Source organism: Noviherbaspirillum sp., assembly GCF_036563305.1.
In the GTDB taxonomy this organism is placed as follows: Bacteria; Pseudomonadota; Gammaproteobacteria; order Burkholderiales; family Burkholderiaceae_D; genus Noviherbaspirillum.
This window is the reverse complement of sequence record NZ_DATCMQ010000014.1, coordinates 230,166-251,880: the sequence shown is the minus strand read 5'-3', so window position 1 is coordinate 251,880 and position 21,715 is coordinate 230,166. Positions and strand designations below refer to the sequence as shown.

Genomic DNA, 21,715 nt, shown 5'->3' with positions numbered 1-21,715 from the left:
CCGCACCAGGGTGTGTTTGCGTAGCGTCGCGAGCAGGCCCGGATTTGCGCGGAGGAGCGCACGCGTACGCGTGGTACGCGGAGCACCGCAGGCGCGAAGTCGGGTCGCGCGGCAGCTTGCCGGACACAGCCTAGCCGAACGCGGGCCGCTGCACGCCATCCGTCTGCTTGCAGCTGGGACAGGTGATCACGATGCCGCCGAGGACATTGGCAAGGCTCTTCTCGGCCGCGCCTTCCGTCGCGGCCCAGGTCTCGCCGCACTGCAGGCACTGCACCATGGCTGTGGTCACGGCCTTCTGATCGCTCTCGGCGGTACCGTCCTGCCCTCTCTCCCCGGATGGCATCTCGCGCATCTGCACATCCCAGACCTTGAATCCTTTCGCTTCGCCTGTCATGTCCTGTCTCCTTGTCGTGCGGTGAGTGTGCTTTCTGCGGCAAGGCCTGCCGGCGCTTTCCCGCCCTGCCATCAGGGCGGCGAGCCCGGTCCCGCGGGAAGGCCCGCGGACGCCTGCCCGCGCGCCGGAGCCGCGTCCCCCTGCAACTCCCTGGCGAAATTGGCGAAGAAGTCGTTCGCCATCTTGTTCGCGGCGCCGTCCACCAGGCGCGAGCCGATCTGGGCCAGCTTGCCGCCGATCTGCGCCTTCGCGGTGTAGGCCAGGCTGGTGGCGTCCCCCTCGGGCGACAGGCGGACCTTCGCCTCGCCCTTGGCAAAACCGGCCATGCCGCCCTGCCCCTCGAAGTTGATCGTGTAGGATTCGGGCGGCCGCATGTCGAGCAGCTGGATCTTGCCGGCGAATTTCGCATTCACCGGGCCGATCTTCACGGACATCGCGACCTTGTACTGGTTCTCGCCGTCCGGTTCGATCGCCTCGCAGCCGGTGATGCAGGCCTTGAGCAGTTGCGGATCGTTGAGGGCGGCCCAGACCCGGTCCGGGTGGGCGGGCACGATCTGCACGCTAGACATTTCCATGGCGGACTCCGAGGTGAGGACTTCGATTGGCCGGCGCGGGGCGCCGGTCGCCGGCGGCGCCCAGCAACGCGCCGAGACGGGTCAGGCTGTCAAGGTCGTGGGCGGGCAGGAACACATCGACATGCGGCAGCATCGCGCGTATCCCGGCGGGCTTCGGCGCAAAGCCGGCGAAACGCAGCAGCGGATTGATCCACAGCAGCCGGCGGCAGGACAGGTGCAGGCGTTCCATCTCCGCGCCGAGGCCCTGCGCATCCTCGCTGTCCAGGCCGTCGGTGATCAGCAGCACCACGGCGCCCTGGCCAAGCAGGCGACGCGACCAGCAGCGGTTGAACTCCTGCAGGCAGGCGCCGATCCGGGTACCGCCGGCCCAGTCGGCCACCTGCGACGACACCTGGCCGAGCGCGACATCGACGTCGCGGTCGCGCAGCGGGCGGGTGATGTTCGACAGGCGCGTGCCAAACAGGAAGGCGTGCACCCGGCCGCCTTTGTTGGACAGTGCATGCACGAAGTGCAGCAGCATGCGCGAATAGCGCTCCATCGAGCCCGAGATGTCGCACAGGACTACCAGCGTTGCCTGCCGCCGGCGCGGCGCCCGGTGGCGCAGCGCAACCAGGCTGTCGGGACAACGCACGCTGTCCCGCAGCGTGGCGCGCAGGTCGACATCGCGGCGACGGCGCGAGGGCCGCGCGCGGCGGGCAGGGATCTCCGGCAACGGCATGCGCAGCGATGCCAGCATGCGCCTGGACTCAGCCAGTTCCTCCGCGCTCATCAAGGCGAAGTCCCTGGACTGCAAGGCCTCGCGCGGCGACATCGTCATGGCCGCGTCGAGCGCAAGCTCGGGCGGCAGTTCGTCGACCCGGGGGACGGCGCCTGTCGCGCCCGGCAGCAAGGCTTGCGCAATCCGCGGCGAGACCGGCGGCTTCGCTGCCTCCGCTGCGCGCACCCCGCTCAGCAGGTCGCGCAGGCCGGCCGTGCGGCGGTCGCCGGCGGGCGTGCGCCAGAACAGGTCGAATGCCTGGTCGAACAACGCCTGCTGCTCGCGGCGGACGACCAGCACCGTCGACAACGCATGATAAAAATCATCACGGCGTTCCAGGCCGACGGCCTCCAGGGCCTGCAGCGCGTCGAGCACGCCTGCCGGCCCGATCGGCAGGCCGGCCTTGCGCAGCACGCGCGCGAAATGCATGACGTTGTCCGCGAGCCGGCCGCGCTCGGGCATGGCGGTCGTGTTCACGGCTGCCCCGCCACGTCGCCGCGCACGCCATCGACCAGCTGTGCCACGGTATCCGCGTCCAGCCGTGCAATGTCGTCCTCGTACTTCAGCATGACGCCCAGCGTTTGCTGCACCGACTCGGGATCGAGCGCGGTCTTGTCGAGCACCGCCAGTGCCGCCGCCCAGTCGATGGTCTCGGACACCCCCGGCGCCTTGTACAGCGCCATCGCGCGCAGCCGCGCGATGAAGGCGACGACCTCGCGGCTCAGGCGCTCGGCGGCGTGCGGCGCCTTGCGCCGCACGATGTCCAGTTCGCGCTGGCGGTCGGGATAGTCGACCCAGTGGTAGAAGCAGCGGCGCTTGACCGCGTCGTGGATCTCCCGGGTACGGTTGGAAGTGATCACCACCAGCGGCGGCCGGGCGGCCCGGATGGTGCCGAGTTCGGGGATGCTGACCTGGTACTCGGCGAGCACTTCCAGCAGGTAGGCCTCGAACGGTTCGTCGGCGCGGTCGAGTTCGTCGATCAGCAGCACCGGCGCACCGTCGCCGCTGCTTTCCAGCGCCTGCAGCAACGGCCGCCGGATCAGGAAGCGATCGGTGAAGATGCCGGCCTCCAGCGCGTCGCGCGATGCCTGCCCGGCCGCCTCGGCCAGCCGGATTTCGATCATCTGGCGTGGATAATTCCATTCGTAGACCGCGTTCGCGATATCCAGACCCTCGTAACATTGCAGCCGCACCAGCCGGCGCCCCAGCCCCGCCGCCAGCGCCTTGGCGACCTCGGTCTTGCCGACGCCCGCCTCACCTTCGAGGAACAACGGCCTGCCCATGGCCAGCGCCAGGTACAGGGCGGTCGCCAGGTGGCGCTCCGCGACGTACTGCTGCGACGCCAGCAACTGCAGTACCTCGTCGACGGAAGACGGCAGGCTATCCAAGCGCATGTACCCGCGGGCCGGCCCGCATCACTGCAATGCCCGGACCACCGCGCGCGCGGCGAGCACCGGGATCAGATGGGCACGGTAGGCGGCGCTCGCATGCAGATCCGTGCTCAGGCCGTCGGCGGGTATCCGCACCGCCTTCGCGGCGTCCGGGGTGAAGTCCGCCTCCAGTGCCTGCTCCAGCGGCGTCACACGGAAGGCGCAGCCGGCGCAGCCGGTTGCCGCCACCCGTACTGCACCCTGCCGGTCGCGGCCGACGAAGACGCCGACCAGCGCAAAGCGCGAGGCCGGATTCTCGAACTTGAGGTAGGCGGCCCGTTCGGGGATCGGGAATTCCACCGCGACGATCAGCTCGCCGGGCTCCAGCGCGGTCTCGTACATGCCCTTGAAGAAGGCGTCCCCGGGAATGCTGCGGCGGTCGGTGCGGATGACGGCACCGAGTCCGAGCACGGCGGCCGGATAGCAGGCGGCGGGATCGTTGTTGGCAAGTGCGCCGCCCAGGGTGCCAAGGTTGCGCACCTGGAGGTCGCCGATGCCTGCCGCCATGCCCGCCAGCGCCGGGATCGCCCGGGTCACGTCGGCGGCCTGCGCGATCTCGGCGTGGCGGCTGCCGGCGCCGATGACCAGCGTTTCTCCGTCGCGGCGGATGCCGCGCAATTCCTCGATGCCGTTCAGGTCGACCAGGGCGGCAGGCGACGCCAGGCGCAGCTTCATCGCCGGCACCAGGCTCTGTCCGCCGGCCAGCGGGCGGGCATCGGGATTGGCGAGCAGGGCGACGGCTTCGCTCACGCTCCTGGGGCTGTGCAGTTCAAATGGATACATGGCTTTCTCCTTATGCCGGCCGCACGGGCGCCTGCCGGGTTTCCGCCTGCGCCGCACGAATGGCGTTCCAGACGCGCTCGGGCGAGGCCGGCATGTCCAGGTGGGTCACGCCCAGCGGCGCGAGCGCGTCGATCACGGCATTGATCACCGCCGGCGGCGAGCCGATCGCGCCGGCCTCGCCGCAGCCCTTGGCCCCGAGCGGATTGTGCGTGCAGGGCGTGACCCGGTTGCCGACCCGGAAGGAAGGCAGGTCGTCGGCGCGCGGCATCGCGTAGTCCATGTAACTGCCCGACAGCAGCTGCCCGCTCTCCCGATCGTAGACGCAGTTCTCCAGCAGCGCCTGGCCGATGCCCTGCGCCAGCCCGCCGTGCACCTGGCCTTCGACGATCATCGGGTTGATCACGCTGCCGAAATCGTCGACCGCGGTCATCGCCGCCACTTCCACCTCGCCGGTATCGGGATCGACCTCCACTTCGCAGATATGGGCGCCGGCCGGGTAAGTGAAGTTGCCCGGATCGTAGAAGGCGGTCTCGTTCAGGCCCGGCTCCAGCTTGTCGAGCGGATAGTTGTGCGGCACATATGCCGCGAGCGCGACCTGGGCGAAAGGCACGCTGCGGTCGGTGCCCGCGATGGTGAAGCTGCCGTCCCGGAACTCGATGTCGGCGGCGGAGGCTTCCAGCAGGTGGGCGGCGATCTGCTTGCCCTTGGCTTCGATCTTGTCGAGCGCCTTGACGATGGCCGACCCGCCCACCGCCAGCGAGCGCGAACCGTAGGTGCCCATGCCGAACGGCACCCGCCCGGTATCGCCGTGCACGATGTCCACCTGCTCGAACGGAATGCCGAGCCGGGCCGACACGATCTGGGCGAAGGTGGTCTCATGCCCCTGGCCATGACTGTGCGCGCCGGTGAACACGGTGACGCTGCCGGTCGGATGCACGCGGATCTCGCCGACCTCGTACAGGCCGGCGCGGGCGCCGAGGGCGCCGGCGATGTTGGACGGCGCCAGGCCGCAGGCCTCGATGTAGGTGGAGAAGCCGAGGCCGCGCAGCTTGCCGCGCTGCCTGGCTTCCTCGCGCCGGGCCGGAAAGCCGGCGACGTCAGCCAGTTCCAGCGCTCCGTCCAGGCAGGCATGGAAGTCGCCGATGTCGTACTGCAGGGCGACCGGGGTCTGGTATGGAAAGGTGGTGATGAAGTTACGCCGCCGCAGTTCGACGTCGTCGATCTTCATCTCGCGTGCGACCGCCGAAACCAGCCGTTCCACCACATAGGCGGCCTCCGGCCTGCCGGCGCCTCGGTAGGCGTCGACCGGCGTGGTGTTGGTGAACACGCCGTCGACCTCGGCATAGATGTGCGGCGTACTGTACTGGCCGGCCAGCAGCGTCGCATAGAGGATGGTCGGCACCGAGGTGGAGAACGTCGACAGGTAGGCGCCGAGGTTGGCGACGGTATGCACCCGCATCGCCAGGAACCTGCCGTTCCCGTCGACCGCCATCTCGGCCACCGTCGCATGGTCGCGGCCGTGCGCGTCGGAGAGGAAGGACTCGGAACGTTCGGCGGTCCACTTCACCGGCCGGTTGATCTTCTTCGATGCCCAGGCCAGCGCCACGTCCTCCGGGTACAGGAAGATCTTCGAGCCGAAACCGCCGCCGACGTCGGGCGCGATGACGCGCATCTTGTGCTCGGGCAGGCCAAGCACGAAGGCGGTGATCAGCAGCCGTTCCACGTGCGGGTTCTGGTTGGCGACATACAGGGTATAGCTGTCGTCGGCGCGGCTGTAGTGCGCGAGCGCCGAACGCGGCTCGATCGCATTCGGCACCAGCCGGTTGTTGGTCAGCTCGATGCGGGTGAGGTGATGGGCGCTGGCGAACGCCTGTTCCACCGCCGCCTTGTCTCCCAGCGACCAGGTATAGCATTTGTTGCCGGGCGCGGTCTCGTGCAGTTGCGGCGCATCGGCCTTGAGCGCGTCCCGCGCGTCGACCACCGCCGGCAGGGGCTCGTAGTCGACCTGGATCAGTTCGGCCGCATCCTTGGCCTGGAGGTAGCTGCCCGCGATAACCAGGGCCACCTGGTCGCCGACATGGCGTACCTTGCCCTGGGCCAGCGCCGGATGCGCCGGCTCGTTCATCGGCTTGCCGTCGACGTCGGTGATCAGCCAGCCGCACGGCACGCCGCCCACCTTGTCCGCGGCCAGGTCTTCGCCGGTCAGCACCGCGACGACGCCGGGCGCGGCGCGGGCGGCGCTCGCGTCGATCGCCCGTATCGCCGCATGCGGATAGGGCGAGCGCAGGAAATACGCATACGTCTGCCCGGGCACCTGCACGTCGTCGGTGTACCTGCCGCTGCCAGTCAGGAAACGGTAGTCTTCCTTGCGGCGCACCGAGGCGCCGATGCCGGTTTCGCGTTCCGAGGGAGCGTTCATGTCAGGCTCCCTGCATGTTGGCCGCGCCCACCTGCACCGCCTTGACGATGTTGTGGTACCCGGTGCATCGGCACATGTTTCCCTTGAGCTGTTCGCGCACTTCGTGCTCGGAGGCGGCCGGATGCCGCTTGACCAGATCGATCGCGCACATGATCATGCCCGGGGTGCAGAACCCGCATTGCAGTCCATGGCACTCCTTGAAAGCGGCCTGCATCGGATGCAGTTCGCCGTCGGCGCCGGCCACCCCTTCGATGGTCGTCACCTCGGCACCCTGGCATTGTGCCGCCAGCACCGAACAGGATTTGATAGCATTGCCGTTGACGATCACCGTGCAGGCGCCGCATTGGCTGGTGTCGCAGCCGACGTGGGTTCCGGTGAGCGACAGGTTTTCACGGATGAACTGGACCAGCAGGGTGCGCGGGTCGATTGCCGCGCTTGCCGGACTCCCATTGACGGTCATGGATACCTGGATTGCCATGCGATTACTCCTCTCACGAAATGCCGTTGGGTCAGGCGCGGGAGCAATAGCCGCAGGGGCAGAAAAGGGACACCGCGACGCGCTGCGATGCGGCAGACGTCGGCGTGAGGCTTGTCTCCGTTATTTGTCCCGATAACCGGCCGCTCGCCATGTCATCGAATTTTCTAAGTCGCAGTCGGCCCTGTGGGCTGGCAGTGCCAAACCAGCGTACTTCTGCCGCGCCGGATATCTTTGCGGAAGGTCAAAGGAGCCCTGAAACCGGGGCATCAGAATTTCCGCAGGAGCCGGCACCGCAAGGTTGCCCGAAGGCCTGTCCACCACAGCGCGCTTGTCCCGGGAGTACACCGCATGGATAGCATCGACCTGGAAGTCCTGAAGCGCTGCGAACAATGGCTCGCCCAGGGACGGCGCTGCGAGCTGGTCACCGTCGTCAGGACCTGGGGCTCCAGTCCGCGCCCCGAGGGCGCGATGCTCGCCATCCGCGACGACGGCCGCGTCGTCGGCTCGGTCTCCGGCGGTTGCATCGAGGACGATCTGATCGAACGCGTCCGCCAGAACGGCATCACGCGCGACCGCCCCGAACTCGTCACCTACGGCATCACCGCCGACGAGGCCCATCGTTTCGGCCTTCCGTGCGGCGGCACCATCCAGCTGGCCGTCGAGCCGCTGACGGCCGCCAGCAGGATTCCCGAATTGCTGCAAAGGCTTTCCGCGCGCGAGCTGGTTGCGCGCCGCCTCGACCTGTTGAGCGGCGAGGTCACGCTTGGTCCGGCCGGCCCGGGCATGCACCTGCAGGTGTCCGCCACCGCACTGACCACCGTGCACGGGCCACGCTGGCGCCTGCTGATCATCGGCGCCGGCCAGCTGACGCGTTTCCTCGCCCAGATCGCCGTCGGCATGGACTACCATGTCACCGTGTGCGATCCGCGCGAGGAATACCGGACCGGCTGGCAGGTCGACGGCGCCGAGCTGGTGCATGCGATGCCGGACGACATTGTGATCGAGATGCGGCTCGATGCGCGCAGCGCGGTGCTGGCCCTGACGCACGACCCGAAGCTGGACGACCTGGCCCTGATGGAAGCGCTGAAATCCGATGCCTTCTATGTCGGTGCGATCGGCTCGCGCGTGAACAACGCCAGGCGGCGCGAGCGCCTGAAGCTGTTCGACCTCGACGACGCCCAGCTGGCCAGGTTGCACGGGCCGGTAGGCATCTATATCGGCAGCAAGACACCGGCCGAAATTGCGATCTCCATCCTTGCGGAGATGACCGCCGCCAAGAACGGCGTGATGCTGCCGGCCGAAGTGCGGGTCGCAAACGCGAAGAACGGGAACCGTCCGGCCGCGCAGGGGGCGGCGGTGCCGGGCGACGGGCCCGGCGCCTGACGGCGCAACCGCAGGGGCCTCCTCGGACCGGTCAGGGCCGGCTGTCCGGCGCGGGTTGCCGTACCGTACGCAGCCATTCGGTCGGAGCCATCCCGTATCGCGCCACGAAGGCACGCGTGAAGGCGGGCTGCGTGCGATAGCCGACGATCGCCGCAACTTCCTTGACCGCTTTCCCTTCCACCAGGCACGCCTGCGACAGCGCCATCCGCCAGCCGGCGATGTACTCCGCCGGCGGCACGCCGACCACGGAGCGGAAATGGTTGGCAAACGCCGTCCTCGACATGTGCGCCTCGCACGCCATCTCCTCGATGCTGTGCTCCCGCTCGGGATGGTTGTGAATGCCGGCCAGGACCGGCGCCAGCCTCGCATCCCAAAGGCCGGCCAGCACGCCTGCCGCAATGAGATCGTGGCGCAGCGCGTGGCGGACAAGATGCACGATCAGGATGTCGCAAAGACGGTCCAGCACCAGCCGGCCGCCGATCTCCACATGCGAGGACTCCTCGAACATGATCGAAAGCACCGACGACAGCCCCGGAGCCTCGTCCAGCCGCAGCCGCATCACCGGCGGCAGCGAGAGGGCGACGGGGTTGCGTTCGGCGTGCCGGAAGCGCACGTCGGCGCACAGAAGTTCCGCCTTGCCCCCGGGAGGCACTGCCAGCCGGTGGTCGACGGGGCGTGGATAGAAAACCAGCTCCGGCCCTTCGACCTGCAATACCGAACCGTCGGGATGATGCATGGCGACCTGGCCGGAACGCACGAGGTGGAGGTGGCCATGACCTTGCGCTGCCTTGAGGAGGTTCTCCCCGCAGAACGGCCCGCGAAAAAAGAGAGCGGCGTCAAAGCCGAACCGGGGCAGCAGGGAGATCAGTTGATCCATGGCAGGCAGCTTGCGCCGCGTTGTACGAAGGGATATGCGTTTTGTACGCCCGGGTATGCGATTCGGGAAAACACGGACCGACAGACAGCGGAACGATACTAACATTGCCGCCAGGAATCAGAGCCAGAATTTCACGCTGTGCTCGACGCGTTAAAACCGTCTCTTTCGCACAACCCTTCATTGCCGACTTGATAACAAGAACATCATGGAAACGCCATCGCAGATGAAACTGGGAATGAAGCTTGGCCTGGGCTTCGCCATCGTCATTTTCCTGATCCTTGTCGTGTCGGTGTTCTCGGCACTGCAGACCCGGAACATCGAACAGATCTCCAGGGAGCAGAACAGGGTCCGGACCGAGAAACTCGAACGCCTCTACGTGATGCGGGAGGCGCTCGGGCAAACCGGCCTCGCGGCCCGCAACGCGTATATCTTCACTGACGAGGCGGAGGCCAGGCGCGAGCTCGACCTGCTGGACCAGCAAAAGGCGATCTTCCTCGATGCCCTTGGCGCGCTGACGCCGCTGTTCGCCGGCGACGCCGGCTTCGACAAGGCGCGCGCCGACCTGCTGACCATGGCGGAGGAGCTGAAACGGCCGCGCCGCTATCGCGAGGCGGGGAACATGGAGGAATTCGGCAGGTTCCTCGTCACCGAATGCAGCCCGCTGCGACGCCGGATCGTGACGGAGATCGACGAGATCCTCAGCGCGGTGCAGAAGTCCTATGCGGAGAACAGCAAGGCCGCCGACGCGGCGGTGACGCGCGCCGGGAACATCATCCTGGCCCTGTCGGCCCTGGCCACCATGCTGGCCATCGGCATCGCCATCGCCATCACCCGCGGCCTGCTGCGCCAGCTTGGCGGCGAACCGCAGGCGGTGACCGAGATCGCCGCCCGCGTGGCCAGCGGAGACCTGTCGGTGAGAATCGACCTGAAACCGGGCGACACCGGCAGCGTGATGCATGCGATGCAGCAGATGCGCGACAGTCTCGTCCGTATCGTCAGCGAGATCCGCGAAGGAACAGACGCGATTGCCTCGGCATCGGGCCAGATCGCCAGGGGCAACATGGACCTGTCGGCACGCACCGAGCAGCAGGCCAGCTCGCTGGGCGAGACCGCGACCTCGATGGACCAGCTGACTTCCACGGTCAGGCAAAACGCCGACAACGCGCGACAGGCCGACGCGCTTGCATCGACGGCCTCCGACGTGGCAGTCAGGGGCGGCGCGGCGGTGGAACAAGTGGTCGAAACCATGGGTTCGATAAGCGAGTCGGCCCGCAAGATCGTGGACATCATCGGCGTCATCGACGGCATCGCTTTCCAGACCAATATCCTGGCCCTCAACGCGGCGGTCGAAGCGGCGCGCGCGGGCGAACAGGGCCGCGGTTTCGCGGTCGTGGCCACCGAGGTGCGGACACTCGCCCAGCGCAGCGCGAATGCGGCGAAGGAGATCAAGGCGCTGATCAGCGACAGCGTCGAAAAAGTCGAGGGCGGCAGCCAGATCGCCGACGCCGCCGGCAAGACCATGACGGAGATCGTCGCCAGTATCCGGCGCGTGACCGACATCATGAGCGAGATCTCGTCCGCCACCCAGGAGCAGACCGCCGGCATTGCACAGGTCAACATCGCCATCGGCCAGATGGACAACGCCACCCAGCAGAACGCGGCGCTGGTGGAGGAGGCAGCCGCCGCCGCCAAGTCGATGCAGGAACAGGCCGGCGGCCTCTCGCGGCTGGTCGGGGCATTCAAATTCGACGGTGCTACGGCTCCGGCGTCCAGGCAGGCAAATACGCGGTCGCTGCTTCCTGCACCGCGCTGAGCGGGCGGCGATCAGGAGCGCCGGCAACGGCCGGCGCAAGCGGCCGTCGCGGGCATGCGCAGTCAGGACTTGCCTTCGCCGCGCCGCCCCTTCAGGAACAGGATGATAGCGGCCGGGGTATGCACCAGGCCAAATCCGATGAGGAATGCCAGGACCTGCGGCAAGCGGCCGACAACGTACGCGCCCGCGGTCAGGCCGAAGCCCACGCCGACCAGGGCGAGCAGCCCTCTTGTCAGCGCGACTTTCGCACGGGTGTTGGCGAAGGCGGCGATCCGCACCTGCGCAAAGATCGTCACGACGACCAGCAGCAGTGCCGCCGCGATTTGAAACAGGATGTCCATGCAATTCCTCCGCGCCATGGCCGGGTGCTGTCGGCCTTTTGCCGCGACGCCGCGCTTGTCCCCCGTCTGCCCGGGGCGCATGCAGCGCCCCGGTTTCCACGGGAAGGCGCCGAGGCGCGGCGCTGCCTGCGCGGTCCGGTCGCGGTCCCGGGTCAGCCCGCGTGCGGACGCCGCGGTTCCGCAGCGGCAGGACCATGGCCGGCGCCGCGGTAGATCTCCTGGAAGTCGTCCTCCGCCGGCGGGTGTGCCGGATCGTATTCCGGACTGTGCTCGACCTGGTCGCGGGTGAGATCGAGTACCAGGCTGCGCTCCTCCCAGCTCACTTCCTTCACCCTTGCCGGCGAGACCAGCACCTTTCCGCCGGGCCACCAGCTCTTCGTATCGACCACGATCAGGCGGATGGACCAAGTCTGCTCGTCGATCAGGAAATCCGCGACGCGACCGAAGTAGTCGTCGGCCGCCTGTATCCCGTACCCGACCACCTCGTCCTTGCTGCGCAGATGGGGGTCGGCGGCGGCAACGCCGTCCGCGGCTTGTTCCGGCAGATCCTCCTGCGCCTGGTCCTGCGCATCGTCCTGCAGCATGACCGGCGGCCGGGCGGTCGCGATCTCCATCGTGGGCACGGCGGTATAGCCCCAGATGAAGGGACCGGTCCAGTAGTAGGGATAGCCGTAGTAGTTGAAAATCGCGGCTTCATGCTGGCGCGCCACCGGCACCGCGCTGTCGATGCCCGGGCTGTCATGCACCTGCTGGCGCGTCAGGTCGACGGTGACTTCCGCGCCTTCCCAATCGACCGCAATGACGGCGTGCGGCGAGATGAGGACCCGCCTGCCGCCCATCAGGCCGCCTGTATCCACCTCAAGGAAACGTACGGTCCAGTGGCTGTCGTCGAAGTAGATGTCCTTCACGCGGCCCAGGTTGCCATCCCGTGCGCCGATCACGAAGCCGTCCAGCGTCTTCAGACTATGCAACATTTTCCCCTCCTTGAAAAATGGCCTGCCAGCAGGGTAGACCGCAGGCGTCCACTGCAATTCCCGGGATGAAGACAGCCCGTTTTGCATGCCGGCATCCCTCCCGCCACGGCCGCTGCTGCACGTCGAGCCCGGCGAAACCGGGCCGGGCAGCATCCCTTGCGCCGCGCCCGCGCGAAACTGGAAATTTGGCTAACATGGCGTCGGTGCGCATGCGCACGGCTTCAACCCGCTTCCCGCTTCCAACATCGCTGACCGAATGACCTCCACGCCGACCCCGACGACCATTCCCCCAAAGGACTTGTACCAGCTTGCCGAGCGCGCCCTTGTCGCCAGCGGCGCTTCACCCCTGCAGGCCGCGGCGACTGCCCGGGCGCTGGTGGCGGCGGACACGCAAGGCCTGGCCTCGCACGGCACCTCCCGGGTGCAGATGTACGCGGCGCACCTTCGGCATGGGCGGGTGGACGGCAAGGCCGTGCCCGCGCTGGTGGCGCAACGCCCGGCAGCGGTGCTGGTGGACGCCGCTGACGGTTTTGCCTTCCCGGCATGCGAACTGGGCGTGGACGAAGCCATCGCCCGCGCCCGCCACGCCGGGATCGCGATTGCCGCCATTACCAACAGCCACCATTTCGGCGCGGCTGCCTACCACCTGGAAGCCGTCGCCGCAGCCGGCATGGTCGGCCTTGCGATGGGCAACTCGCCGGCCGCCATGCCTTTTGCCGGCGGCAAGCGGCCCATCTTCGGCACCAATCCGATCGCCGCCTGCTTTCCCCGGCAGAATGCGGCGCCGCTGATGATCGACCTGTCGCTGTCGGAAGTCGCCCGCGGCAAGATCATGGTCGCGGCGCAGCAAGGCAAGCCGATTCCGGCCGGCTGGGCGCTCGACAAGGACGGCCGGCCGACCACCGACGCGCAGGCCGCGTTGCAGGGATCGATGTTGCCGGCGGGCGGCAACAAGGGGGCAATGCTGGCGCTCATCGTCGAGCTGATGGTGACGTCGCTCACCGGCGCCAGTTTCGGCGCCGAAGCGGACTCTTTCTTTGTCGACGCCGGCAACCGGCCCCGCCTCGGCCAGGCCTTCATCGCCATCGACCCCGGCGCGCTGGCCGGCACGGCGACCTATCACGCGCGGCTGGAGGCACTGCTGGAAGCCATGCTGGCCGACGAAGGCGTGCGACTGCCCGGCGCCCGGCGCCAGGCGTTGGCGGCGGAAGCCGAGGCGCAAGGCATCCCGGTCGCTGCCGCGACCCTGGAACAATTGCGGCGTATCGCCGCAGGCTGACGCCGCACCGGAACGGGAATTGCATGCACGGCGCGACAGGCGCCGCACCGCTGCCGGTCACCGGGCTTCATTCAACACAAAGGCAAAAGCACCATGGATAAAACAATCGACGTTGCCGTTCTTGTCGGCAGCCTGCGCAAGAAATCCTTCAACCGCCTGCTCGCAGGCGCCCTGGGCGAGCTGGCTTCGCCCTCGCTGGCGCTGCGCATCGCTGAAATCGGCGACCTGCCTTACTACAACGAGGAACTGGAGGAAACGCCGCCTGCCACCTGGCAGGCGTTGCGGGAGCGTATCGCGGCCGCCGACGCCGTCCTGTTCCTGACCCCTGAATACAACCGCTCGGTGCCGGCCGTGCTGAAGAACGCGGTCGACGTCCTGTCCCGCCCATACGGCAAGAGTGCCCTGACCGGCAAGCCCGCCGCGGTGATCAGTTCCTCGCCCGGCGCACTGGGCGGTTTCGGCGCCAATCATCATCTGCGGCAATCGCTGTCCTGCCTGGGCGTGCGCACCATGCCGACGCCGGAAGCCTACATCGGCGGCATCGGGTCGATGTTCGATGAACAGGGCGCGCTCAGCAACGCGGGAACCCGCGACTTCCTGCAGAAGTTCATGCAATCGTTCGGGCAGTGGATTGCCATGACTGGCAGCAAGCGCGCGTGAAGGGCAGATGAGGGGATCGCCTGCTACCGCCAAGCCGGCGCCGGTCTTCCATACGGCGCGGCTCGTCGCGCGCCACTGGCAAAGAAACGACCTTGCTGCCCTGATGTCTGTCTACGGCGATCACGACGCGATGCGCTGGGTCGGAGAAGGACGCGCCCTGACGCGCGCGGAGGGCCTGCAATGGCTTGAGGTCACCTTCGCGAACTACGCAACGCGGGGCTACGGCATGTACGCGCTGGTGCTGAAGGAGACCGGTGCGGTCGTCGGCTTCGCCGGCATCGTCCACCCGGCCGGCCAGCCGCAGCCGGAGGTGAAGTATGCGTTCCTGCGCGACTACTGGGGTAAGGGACTGGCAACGGAAGCAGTCGTCGGCCTGTTGCAGCATGCCTTCGCGCGCCACGGGCTGGCGGAAGTGATGGCAACCACCGCCCCCCAAAACCTCGCTTCGCAACGGGTGCTGACGAAGGCCGGCATGCAGCGCGGCGCGCTCGCGTCGAACGATGACGGCACCGCGACGCAGTACTTCTACTGGCGCGCGCCCGCGCTGCCGGATTGACGTTCCCCGGTCATTGCCGGCCAATGCGGTACCGGAATGTTTCATGCAACGCGATCCGCACGGACGCGCGCATGCCGCTTGTCCGATCCCGGCAGCGCACGGTGCCTTTCCCGCTGGCCGCAGTGGCTGAAGGCCACGGGCGGCCGGTCGTTACGCCGGCTGCTATGCCCGCAGCACTGTGTCGGGCGATACTTCCGACCATGCGCTGGCGAGTGATGCGCGCCTTCACACCTGCGGTACATGCGCATGCATGGCACAGGCACCCGTGGGACAGGCATTGTGCATGCGTCGCTACCGGGAATGCTGATCCTGGACAGATCGCGAAGAACTTCCCCTGCCAGTCGGGCAACATGGTGGGCGGCAACGTCATGTCCGGCAGGGGATGCCGCCTTGCATAGCCGGCACCGCGGCAGCGGCGCCGGCATCTGCGGGTGACGCTCAGAACGCCGGCACCACCGCGCCCTTGTACTTCTCTTCGATGAACTTCTTCACTTCCGGCGAGTTGAGGGCGGCAGCCAGCTTCTTGATGGCGGGACTGTCCTTGTTGTCTTCCCGCGCGACCAGCAGGTTCGCATACGGCGACTTGCCGTCTTCGATGAAGAGCGAGTCCTTGACCGGATTGAGCTTCGCCTCGAGTGCATAGTTGGTGTTGATCAGCGCCAGGTCCACCTGGTTCAGCACGCGCGGCAGCGTGGCTGCCTCCAGTTCGCGGATCTTGAGGTTCTTCGGGTTCGAGACGATGTCCCTGCGGGTAGCCGACACATTGGTCGAATCCTTCAGCTTGAGCAGGCCCTGGCGTTCCAGCAGCAGCAATGCGCGGCCGGAGTTCGACGGATCGTTGGGGATGGCGACGGTGGCGCCCGCCGGGATATCCGCAAGCTTCTTGTGCTTCAGCGAATAGCCGGCGAACGGCTCGACGTGGACCTTCGCGACCGGGACTTCGATATCGTTCTTGTGGCCCTTCTTGAACTCGTCGAGGTAGGGCTGGTGCAGGAAGAAGTTGCCGTCCAGGCGCTTTTCATTGACCTGCACCGCGGGTTGCACATAGTCGGTGAACACCTTCACCTGCAGGTCGACACCCTGCTTGGCGAGTGTCGGCTTGACGAATTCCAGGATCTCGGCATGCGGCACGGGGGTGGCGGCAATCGCGAGCTTGTCGGCCGCATGGGCGGCAAGCGGCTGCAGCAAGTGCAGGGAAGTGGCGAACAGCAGGGCAAACTTGAAGCGCATAAAAACTCCTTCTTGAAAAATCATTTGCGTGTAAAACGGCGCACCAGCCGGTCGCCGCAGAACTGCAGCAACTGGACAAGTACGACAAGGATGGCGACCGTGACGAGCATCACGTCGGTCTGGAAGCGCTGGTAGCCGTAGCGAAGGGCAAGGTCGCCGAGGCCGCCGCCACCCACCACGCCCGACATCGCGGCATACGAGACCAGGGCGATGGTGGTGACGGTGCCGGCCGCGAGCAGTCCCGGCAGCGCTTCCGGCAGCAAGGCATGGATGACGATCTGGTGCGTCTTCGCACCCATCGCCTGGCAGGCCTCGATCACGCCGCGGTCGACTTCGCGCAGCACGTTCTCGACCAGTCGGGCGAAGAACGGCGTGGTGGCCGCGACCAGCGGAGGGATCGTGCCCTCGACGCCGAGCGAGGTGCCGACCAGGACCACGGTCACCGGGATCATCACGATCAGCAGGATGATGAACGGCAGCGAACGCAGCACATTGACGGCCAGCGACAGCACCGCGTAGAGGCCGCGCTGCTCCAGCAGCTGGCCGCGTCCCGTGAGGAACAGCAGCACGCCGAGCGGCAGGCCGAGCAGCACGGTGAATGCCAGCGAAACGCCGGTCATGGTCAGGGTGTCGAGGGTGGCCTGCCCGATGTCGAACCAGTCGATGTTGGAGAAATCCATCAGCGCACCACCTCGCACTGCACGTCCAGCCCGCGCAGCAGCGCGAGCGCCTGCGCCGCCTCCGCGTCGTTGCCGCCGATCTCGACCAGCAGCTGGCCGTACGGCGTGTCCTTGATGCGCGATACCGAACCTTGCAGGATGGTGATGCCGGCCCCGCAATGCGCCGCGACGCGAGTGAGGATGGGCTGGTGCACCGCGTCGCCGGTATAGGTGAGCCGCACCCTGGTGGCGCCATCGGCGGGCAGGGCTGCCAGGCTGCCGTGGTCGTGCGTGGTCTCGGCCACCAGGCTGCGCGTCGCCGGGTGCCGCGGATGCAGGAATACCTCGGCGACCGGCCCGGACTCCACGATCTCGCCGCCCTCGATCACGGCGACGTGGTCGCAGATGCTGCGGATCACCTCCATCTCGTGGGTGATCAGCACGATCGTGATGCCGAGGCGGGCGTTGATGTCGGCCAGCAGGGCCAGTATCGACTGCGTGGTTTCCGGATCGAGCGCAGAGGTCGCCTCGTCGCACAGCAGCACCTGCGGGGCGTGGGCAATGGCGCGGGCAATGCCGACGCGCTGTTTCTGTCCGCCGGAAAGCTGTGCGGGAAACTTGTCCCGGTGCTCGCGCAATCCCACCAGGTCCAGCAACTCGTCCACGCGGTGCGCGCGCTGCGCGCGGCTGTAGCCGCCGGCGAGCCTGAGCGGAAACGCGATGTTGTCGGCGACGGTCTTGGCGTAAAGCACGTTGAAGTTCTGGAACACCATGCCGATGCGCTGGCGCAGGCGGTCGAGCCCGGGCTTGTCGAGCGTCGTGATGTCGTTGCCCTCGATCCGGATCGCGCCGCTGGTGGGCCGTTCAAGCAGGTTCAGCGTGCGCAGCAGCGTGCTCTTGCCGGCGCCGGAGCGGCCGATGATGCCGAAGATCTTCCCGCGCGGCATATGCAGGTTGATGTCGCGCAGCGCGCGGACCGACCGGCCCGCGACGCGGTAGTCCTTGTTGAGGTGTTCGATGTGGATCACGTTGCTGTTCGGTCGGCGGCTTGCGCCCGTTGCGGCCGGAAAATGCAGAAGCGTGCAAGGGTAATGACAGAAGCGCCACAACGGAACTAAGCATTTCTCATTTGCTTATTGGCAGCACCACCAACACCCGGAATGGAAGAACAACATGCCGTTTTCGCCGAACAAAGCACGGCGTGGCCAAGGAGAAAAAGAAGATTATTCCGAACATCGGCAGGCTGCGGCCTGCCGCGACAATGGCGCAGAAGGACAGATGGGAACGGTCGGCGGGTCCGCCGCGCCCAATGCGCGGCGACGCCGGCCGGCTGGGGACGCCGCCGGGAAGTGTACGTCAGGCGCGCCGCATGCGTTCCCGCATACTGTGACATGCCTGGTCCGGTCGGGCGCATGCGCGCGCTGCGAACCTACTCGCCTTTCCTAGCCGGCGCCCGGTTCTTCAACCAGATCCCCACCAGGATCAGCGCGTAGGATGCGAGGCGAAGCAGATAGACCACGTGGTCTTCACCGCCGGCGTCGCCATGCACGGGGTTGCCCAGCAGGAGCCGATTGGCGCCTTCGATGAAGAAGGCCAGCGAGAAGCACAGGAACAGGCGGTCGCGCGTGCTGCTCCAGAAACGGAAGAAGAACAGCGCGACGATAAACGACGCCGTTGCGATGGCGCCGACCAGTATGTCATTCATCAGTCTTCCTCCCAGATCAGGCCGTGCAGTATCGGTACCAGGGCGATCAGGGCGCACGCCAGCCGCCAGGTGGTCAGGTCGTTGTCCGGGAAGACGAAGCGGTCGACGATGACCAGCATGTTGTTCACGGACAGGATGGAGAAGGTCAGGCCGCTCCACAGCAGGAGCCGGTATCCCGATGCCGCGTAGGTGCGCAGGAGCAGGACGGCGCACAGCAGGGAGGTCAGTGCGCACAACGCATGGATGAATGGGGCCATGTCAGGAATCCTTCCGCAGCTTGAAGGCATCCGAGAAATGCTGCGCCTTCTTGCTTGTCTTCGCGTGGATGAGATTGGTCACGCCGACGAGGTTGCGCGCGTAGGCCTCCCGCACCGATGCCACCAGTCCCCGGATTTCGTCGGAGCGCGGCGCATAGTGAAAGACGCCTGTTGCGGCTTCCGCGGCGAATCCCGCCTCGTTGAGCTGCACCAGGAGCGCGGCGGCGGCGCGTTCTGCCAGGTAGAGGCGGCGCGCCAGCCTGCCGGCGTCCCACGGTTCGTTCTCCGCGGCCTGCAGCAGCAGCAGCGCCTCGAGAAACGGAACCGATGGTATGGACGTCAGCACGAAGCGTTGTACAAGGTCCGGTATCTCTTCAGATTTCATACACGTTCTTCAATTTTTCGCCGTTCGCGCACGTCGCCGAGTATCTCGATCAGCACATCCAGGAAGCCGATGATCCCCGCGGGGTCCTGCAGGTAGAACTCGGCGGCGGTCGCCGGATCGTCTTCGATGCGTACGCCCAGGAGGTCGGCGTGCGGCAGGCCGAACACCGATTCATCGGTGAGGTCGTCGCCGACGTAGATGGCGGATGGCGCCGCGGTGATGCCGCGCAGCGCGGTCAGGGCCGTCCCCTTGTCCGGCGCGTCGGCCGGCAGGATATTCAGGACGCACTTCCCGCCGACCACCTTGGCCTCCGGCACCACCGACAGGAGCAGCCGGCGCAGCCCCTTCCCGGTCGCCACCGGATCATCGGCATGCCGGAAATGCACGGACAGGCTGTAGGTCTTGTCCTCTATCCAGATCCCCGAACCCCAGCCGCCGTCATCCAGCGCCCGCTGCAGCGATACGCGCCAGCCGGCGCACTGGGCGGCGTGGCGATTCGCATGCTGCTCCTGGCCCGGTATCCCTTCGGCGCCGTGATTGCCGACCACGAAGTCGGGGAAGAAATCGAGGCGCAGGCCGATATCCTCGACCGAGCGCCCGGTGATGACGGCGACCGGGGCGCACTCGCCGAGCGCGGCCAGGCGGCGAAGGACCGGCGACGGGATGCAGGCCAGCGTCGGGTCGTCGGCGATCGGTGCGAGCGTGCCGTCGAAATCGAAGGCGCAGAGCGTCCCCGGTTTCGCGAGTTCGCGCAGCCTGTCGATGCCATCCATGAAAAAGGGTCTCGCCATGCTCACCCCGCCCGGCGCAAAGGCGCCCGCTGATGCGAATCGATGCGCTGCATGACGCGTTCGCGCCGGCGCAGCCGCGCGGCATCCAGGAGCATGCGGCCGCCCACCGGTAGACGTTGAAGTCCCTGACCAGCGCGCGCATGCTGCGCATCCGTTCCCGCTGCTCCGCGCATGGCATGGTCAGCGCCTGGCGCAGCGCCGCGGCGCCCTGTTCGACATGATAGGGATTGACGATCAGCGCCTCGTGCAGTTCGCGGGCAGCCCCGGTGAACTGGCTCAGCACGAGCACGCCCTGTTCGTCGTTCCGGGCGGCGACGAATTCCTTCGCCACCAGGTTCATGCCATCGTGCAGGCTCGTCACCATGCACACGTCCGCCGCGCGGTAATAGCGGTCCAGCTGATGGTGTTCGTGATGCTCCGCCTTGAGCACGATCGGCACATAGTCGCCTTTCCCGAAGCGCTGGTTGATCCTGGACACGAGCCCCCGCAGGCGCGCCTCGAATCCCTGGTACTCCTCCAGCGAGGACCGTGTCGGCGCAGCGACCTGCACGAAGGTAAACCGGCCGATCATGTCGGGATGCAGTTCAAGCAAGCGCTCGACCGCCTGGAAGCGCTCGAGAATTCCCTTGGTGTAATCCATGCGGTCCACGCCGATGCCGAGGAGGTGATCGGCGGGCAGCGCCAGCTCCTTGCGTACTGCTGCGCGGCAGTCGGTCCGGCTTCCTTCGCCGGCATCGTCCTCCGGCCAGGCGATCGAGATCGGGTAGTCCTCTACCTGCGTCAGCTTCCCGCCGTGGGAAATGGTCGAGGCTTCCGTCTCGATGCGGGTTTCGAGATAGCGGTCCACGGTCTCCAGGAAATTCTTCCGGTGGAACGGCGTATGGAAGCCAAGGATGGTGCTTCCCAGCATGCCGGCCAGGATCTCCTCGCGCCAGGGGCAGATGCCGAACGATTCCGGATTGGGCCAGGGTATGTGCCAGAACGTGATGATGGTGGCGCGCGGCAGCACGTCCCGCACCATCTTCGGCAGCAGCGCGAAGTGATAGTCCTGCACGAGGATGACGGGGTCGTCGGTGCGAGCCTCCGCGACCACCGCGTCGGCGAACCGCTGGTTGACCCGGACGTACTGCTCCCAGTCCGACGACCGGAAGACCGGCCGGACGTGCGCGATATGGCAGAGCGGCCACAGGCCTTCGTTGGCGAACCCGTAGTAGTAGCCCTGCTCTTCCTCCTTCGACAGCCACACGCGCCGCAAGGTGTATTCCGGGTCGCCTGGCGGGACCTGCACCCGGCCGTTCCGGTCAACCACCTTGTGGTCCGCGTTGCCGCTGCCGTGTGCAATCCAGGTGCCGGAACAGGCGCGCATCACCGCCTCGACCGCCGTCACCAGGCCGCTGGCCGGCCGGCTGACCTCGATGCCGGCAGCGGTCTCGCGGTGGATGTAGGGTTCGCGATTCGAGACGACGAGCACTTCGTCGCCGGCAAGCTCGCCGCGCAGCAGCGCGCGCAGGCGCCCGGCGGTCCACGCCTGGGAGACGTCGCCGCTGTCGCGGCGCTCGCGCCGGTATGCCTGCAGCAATGCCCGGAGATCGCCGACCAGCGGACTGACCTCGGGCGGGGGGCGGGAATCGGAGGACGGCAGGAGCTCGCCGCGCAGCAGTCCCCTGACGCCACTGATCCAGCCGCGCCAGCTGAGATGGGCGACCACGACCGTGGTCAGCGCGACCACGGCGCCAAGCAGGACAAAGAAGGCGATCACGTATTTCTTCGTGTCGGCGCTGCGCCGCTCGATGAAACTCATGTCGTGCACCAGCACCAGCTTGCCCAGTCGTTCGCCGTCCCGCACCAGGTCGCTGCGGGCGACATGGACCGGGCCCTGCGGCAGTCGCACCAGCGCGTCGCCCGTGCCCGTGTCATCGGAACCCGACGTGCAGCCCAGGGTTGCCGGCCAGGTGGAGGTGGCGTACTG

At 67.2% G+C, this 21,715-nt stretch carries 22 protein-coding genes and 1 pseudogene; 5 read left to right on the top strand and 18 right to left on the bottom strand.

The genetic code is table 11. The features are described from left to right. Positions 1-130 precede the first annotated feature (130 nt). The 7 genes from VIM12_RS14015 to VIM12_RS13985 form a co-directional block, all read right to left on the bottom strand. The gene (locus VIM12_RS14015; RefSeq protein WP_331942276.1) at positions 131-394 is read right to left on the bottom strand and encodes a hypothetical protein; all 264 of its coding nucleotides are present in this window, start codon (positions 392-394) and stop codon (positions 131-133) included. 71 nt (positions 395-465) lie between these two features. Continuing rightward, the gene (locus VIM12_RS14010; RefSeq protein ID WP_331942275.1) at positions 466-969 is read right to left on the bottom strand and encodes a carbon monoxide dehydrogenase subunit G; all 504 of its coding nucleotides are present in this window, start codon (positions 967-969) and stop codon (positions 466-468) included. After that, a complete protein-coding gene (locus VIM12_RS14005; protein ID WP_331942274.1) occupies positions 956-2,203 on the bottom strand; it encodes a VWA domain-containing protein in 1,248 nt (415 codons plus the stop codon). The genes VIM12_RS14010 and VIM12_RS14005 overlap by 14 nt, the downstream gene beginning before the upstream one ends. After that, a complete protein-coding gene (locus VIM12_RS14000; RefSeq protein ID WP_331942273.1) occupies positions 2,200-3,120 on the bottom strand; it encodes a MoxR family ATPase in 921 nt (306 codons plus the stop codon). The genes VIM12_RS14005 and VIM12_RS14000 overlap by 4 nt, the downstream gene beginning before the upstream one ends. 21 nt (positions 3,121-3,141) lie before the next feature. After that, positions 3,142-3,939, bottom strand: a complete 798-nt coding sequence (locus VIM12_RS13995; RefSeq protein WP_331942272.1) for a xanthine dehydrogenase family protein subunit M — start codon at positions 3,937-3,939, stop codon at positions 3,142-3,144. Positions 3,940-3,949: 10 nt separating this feature from the next. Continuing rightward, positions 3,950-6,358 (bottom strand): xanthine dehydrogenase family protein molybdopterin-binding subunit, encoded by a 2,409-nt coding sequence (locus VIM12_RS13990; RefSeq protein ID WP_331942271.1) that lies wholly within the window; start codon positions 6,356-6,358, stop codon positions 3,950-3,952. Between the two features lies 1 nt (position 6,359). Next, positions 6,360-6,836 (bottom strand): (2Fe-2S)-binding protein, encoded by a 477-nt coding sequence (locus VIM12_RS13985; RefSeq protein WP_331942270.1) that lies wholly within the window; start codon positions 6,834-6,836, stop codon positions 6,360-6,362. 348 nt (positions 6,837-7,184) lie between these two features. Here VIM12_RS13985 and VIM12_RS13980 point away from each other — a divergent pair, with 348 nt between their 5' ends. Next, the gene (locus tag VIM12_RS13980) at positions 7,185-8,219 is read left to right on the top strand and encodes an XdhC family protein (RefSeq protein WP_331942269.1); all 1,035 of its coding nucleotides are present in this window, start codon (positions 7,185-7,187) and stop codon (positions 8,217-8,219) included. Positions 8,220-8,250: 31 nt separating this feature from the next. Here VIM12_RS13980 and VIM12_RS13975 read toward each other — a convergent pair whose 3' ends face one another. Further along, entirely contained in the window at positions 8,251-9,096 is an 846-nt protein-coding gene (locus tag VIM12_RS13975; protein WP_331942268.1) for an AraC family transcriptional regulator, read from the bottom strand. A 205-nt stretch (positions 9,097-9,301) separates the two neighbouring features. Here VIM12_RS13975 and VIM12_RS13970 point away from each other — a divergent pair, with 205 nt between their 5' ends. Continuing rightward, complete coding sequence (locus tag VIM12_RS13970) at positions 9,302-10,909, top strand: methyl-accepting chemotaxis protein (RefSeq protein WP_331942267.1); 1,608 nt, start codon at positions 9,302-9,304, stop codon at positions 10,907-10,909. Between the two features lie 62 nt (positions 10,910-10,971). Here the strand turns inward: VIM12_RS13970 and VIM12_RS13965 are convergent, their stop codons facing one another. Further along, positions 10,972-11,250, bottom strand: coding sequence for a hypothetical protein (locus VIM12_RS13965; RefSeq protein ID WP_331942266.1), 279 nt, complete (start codon positions 11,248-11,250; stop codon positions 10,972-10,974). 152 nt (positions 11,251-11,402) lie between these two features. Then, positions 11,403-12,224, bottom strand: coding sequence for a PRC-barrel domain-containing protein (locus VIM12_RS13960; protein WP_331942265.1), 822 nt, complete (start codon positions 12,222-12,224; stop codon positions 11,403-11,405). Positions 12,225-12,480: 256 nt separating this feature from the next. Here VIM12_RS13960 and VIM12_RS13955 point away from each other — a divergent pair, with 256 nt between their 5' ends. From VIM12_RS13955 to VIM12_RS13945, 3 genes are all read left to right on the top strand, one after another. After that, on the top strand, positions 12,481-13,503 hold the full coding sequence (locus VIM12_RS13955) for an Ldh family oxidoreductase (protein ID WP_331942264.1): 1,023 nt from the start codon (positions 12,481-12,483) through the stop codon (positions 13,501-13,503). 93 nt (positions 13,504-13,596) lie between these two features. Further along, positions 13,597-14,163 carry an NAD(P)H-dependent oxidoreductase gene (locus VIM12_RS13950; RefSeq protein WP_331942263.1) on the top strand — a complete coding sequence of 189 codons (567 nt, stop codon included), beginning with the start codon at positions 13,597-13,599 and terminating at the stop codon, positions 14,161-14,163. Between the two features lie 7 nt (positions 14,164-14,170). After that, entirely contained in the window at positions 14,171-14,719 is a 549-nt protein-coding gene (locus VIM12_RS13945; RefSeq protein WP_331942262.1) for a GNAT family N-acetyltransferase, read from the top strand. Between the two features lie 438 nt (positions 14,720-15,157). Here the strand turns inward: VIM12_RS13945 and VIM12_RS13940 are convergent, their stop codons facing one another. The 8 genes and pseudogenes from VIM12_RS13940 to VIM12_RS13905 form a co-directional block, all read right to left on the bottom strand. Continuing rightward, positions 15,158-15,949, bottom strand: coding sequence for a MetQ/NlpA family ABC transporter substrate-binding protein (locus tag VIM12_RS13940; protein ID WP_331942261.1), 792 nt, complete (start codon positions 15,947-15,949; stop codon positions 15,158-15,160). A 20-nt stretch (positions 15,950-15,969) separates the two neighbouring features. Then, positions 15,970-16,629 (bottom strand): methionine ABC transporter permease, encoded by a 660-nt coding sequence (locus VIM12_RS13935; RefSeq protein ID WP_331942260.1) that lies wholly within the window; start codon positions 16,627-16,629, stop codon positions 15,970-15,972. Next, a complete protein-coding gene (locus VIM12_RS13930) occupies positions 16,629-17,636 on the bottom strand; it encodes a methionine ABC transporter ATP-binding protein (protein ID WP_331942259.1) in 1,008 nt (335 codons plus the stop codon). Before VIM12_RS13930 ends, VIM12_RS13935 begins: the two co-directional genes overlap by 1 nt. A 401-nt stretch (positions 17,637-18,037) precedes the next feature. Next, positions 18,038-18,313: a DUF5985 family protein gene (locus VIM12_RS13925; RefSeq protein WP_331942258.1), complete on the bottom strand. Its 276-nt coding sequence runs from the start codon at positions 18,311-18,313 to the stop codon at positions 18,038-18,040. Continuing rightward, positions 18,313-18,570, bottom strand: coding sequence for a DUF5985 family protein (locus tag VIM12_RS13920; RefSeq protein WP_331942257.1), 258 nt, complete (start codon positions 18,568-18,570; stop codon positions 18,313-18,315). Before VIM12_RS13920 ends, VIM12_RS13925 begins: the two co-directional genes overlap by 1 nt. Position 18,571: 1 nt before the next feature. Beyond that, positions 18,572-18,955, bottom strand: a complete 384-nt coding sequence (locus tag VIM12_RS13915) for a hypothetical protein (protein ID WP_331942256.1) — start codon at positions 18,953-18,955, stop codon at positions 18,572-18,574. Continuing rightward, on the bottom strand, positions 18,952-19,728 hold the full coding sequence (otsB, locus tag VIM12_RS13910; protein ID WP_331942255.1) for a trehalose-phosphatase: 777 nt from the start codon (positions 19,726-19,728) through the stop codon (positions 18,952-18,954). Before otsB ends, VIM12_RS13915 begins: the two co-directional genes overlap by 4 nt. 172 nt (positions 19,729-19,900) lie before the next feature. Continuing rightward, positions 19,901-21,547 (bottom strand): annotated as a pseudogene (locus VIM12_RS13905) (alpha,alpha-trehalose-phosphate synthase (UDP-forming)); the annotation flags it as partial. Between the last annotated feature and the right edge of the window lie 168 nt (positions 21,548-21,715).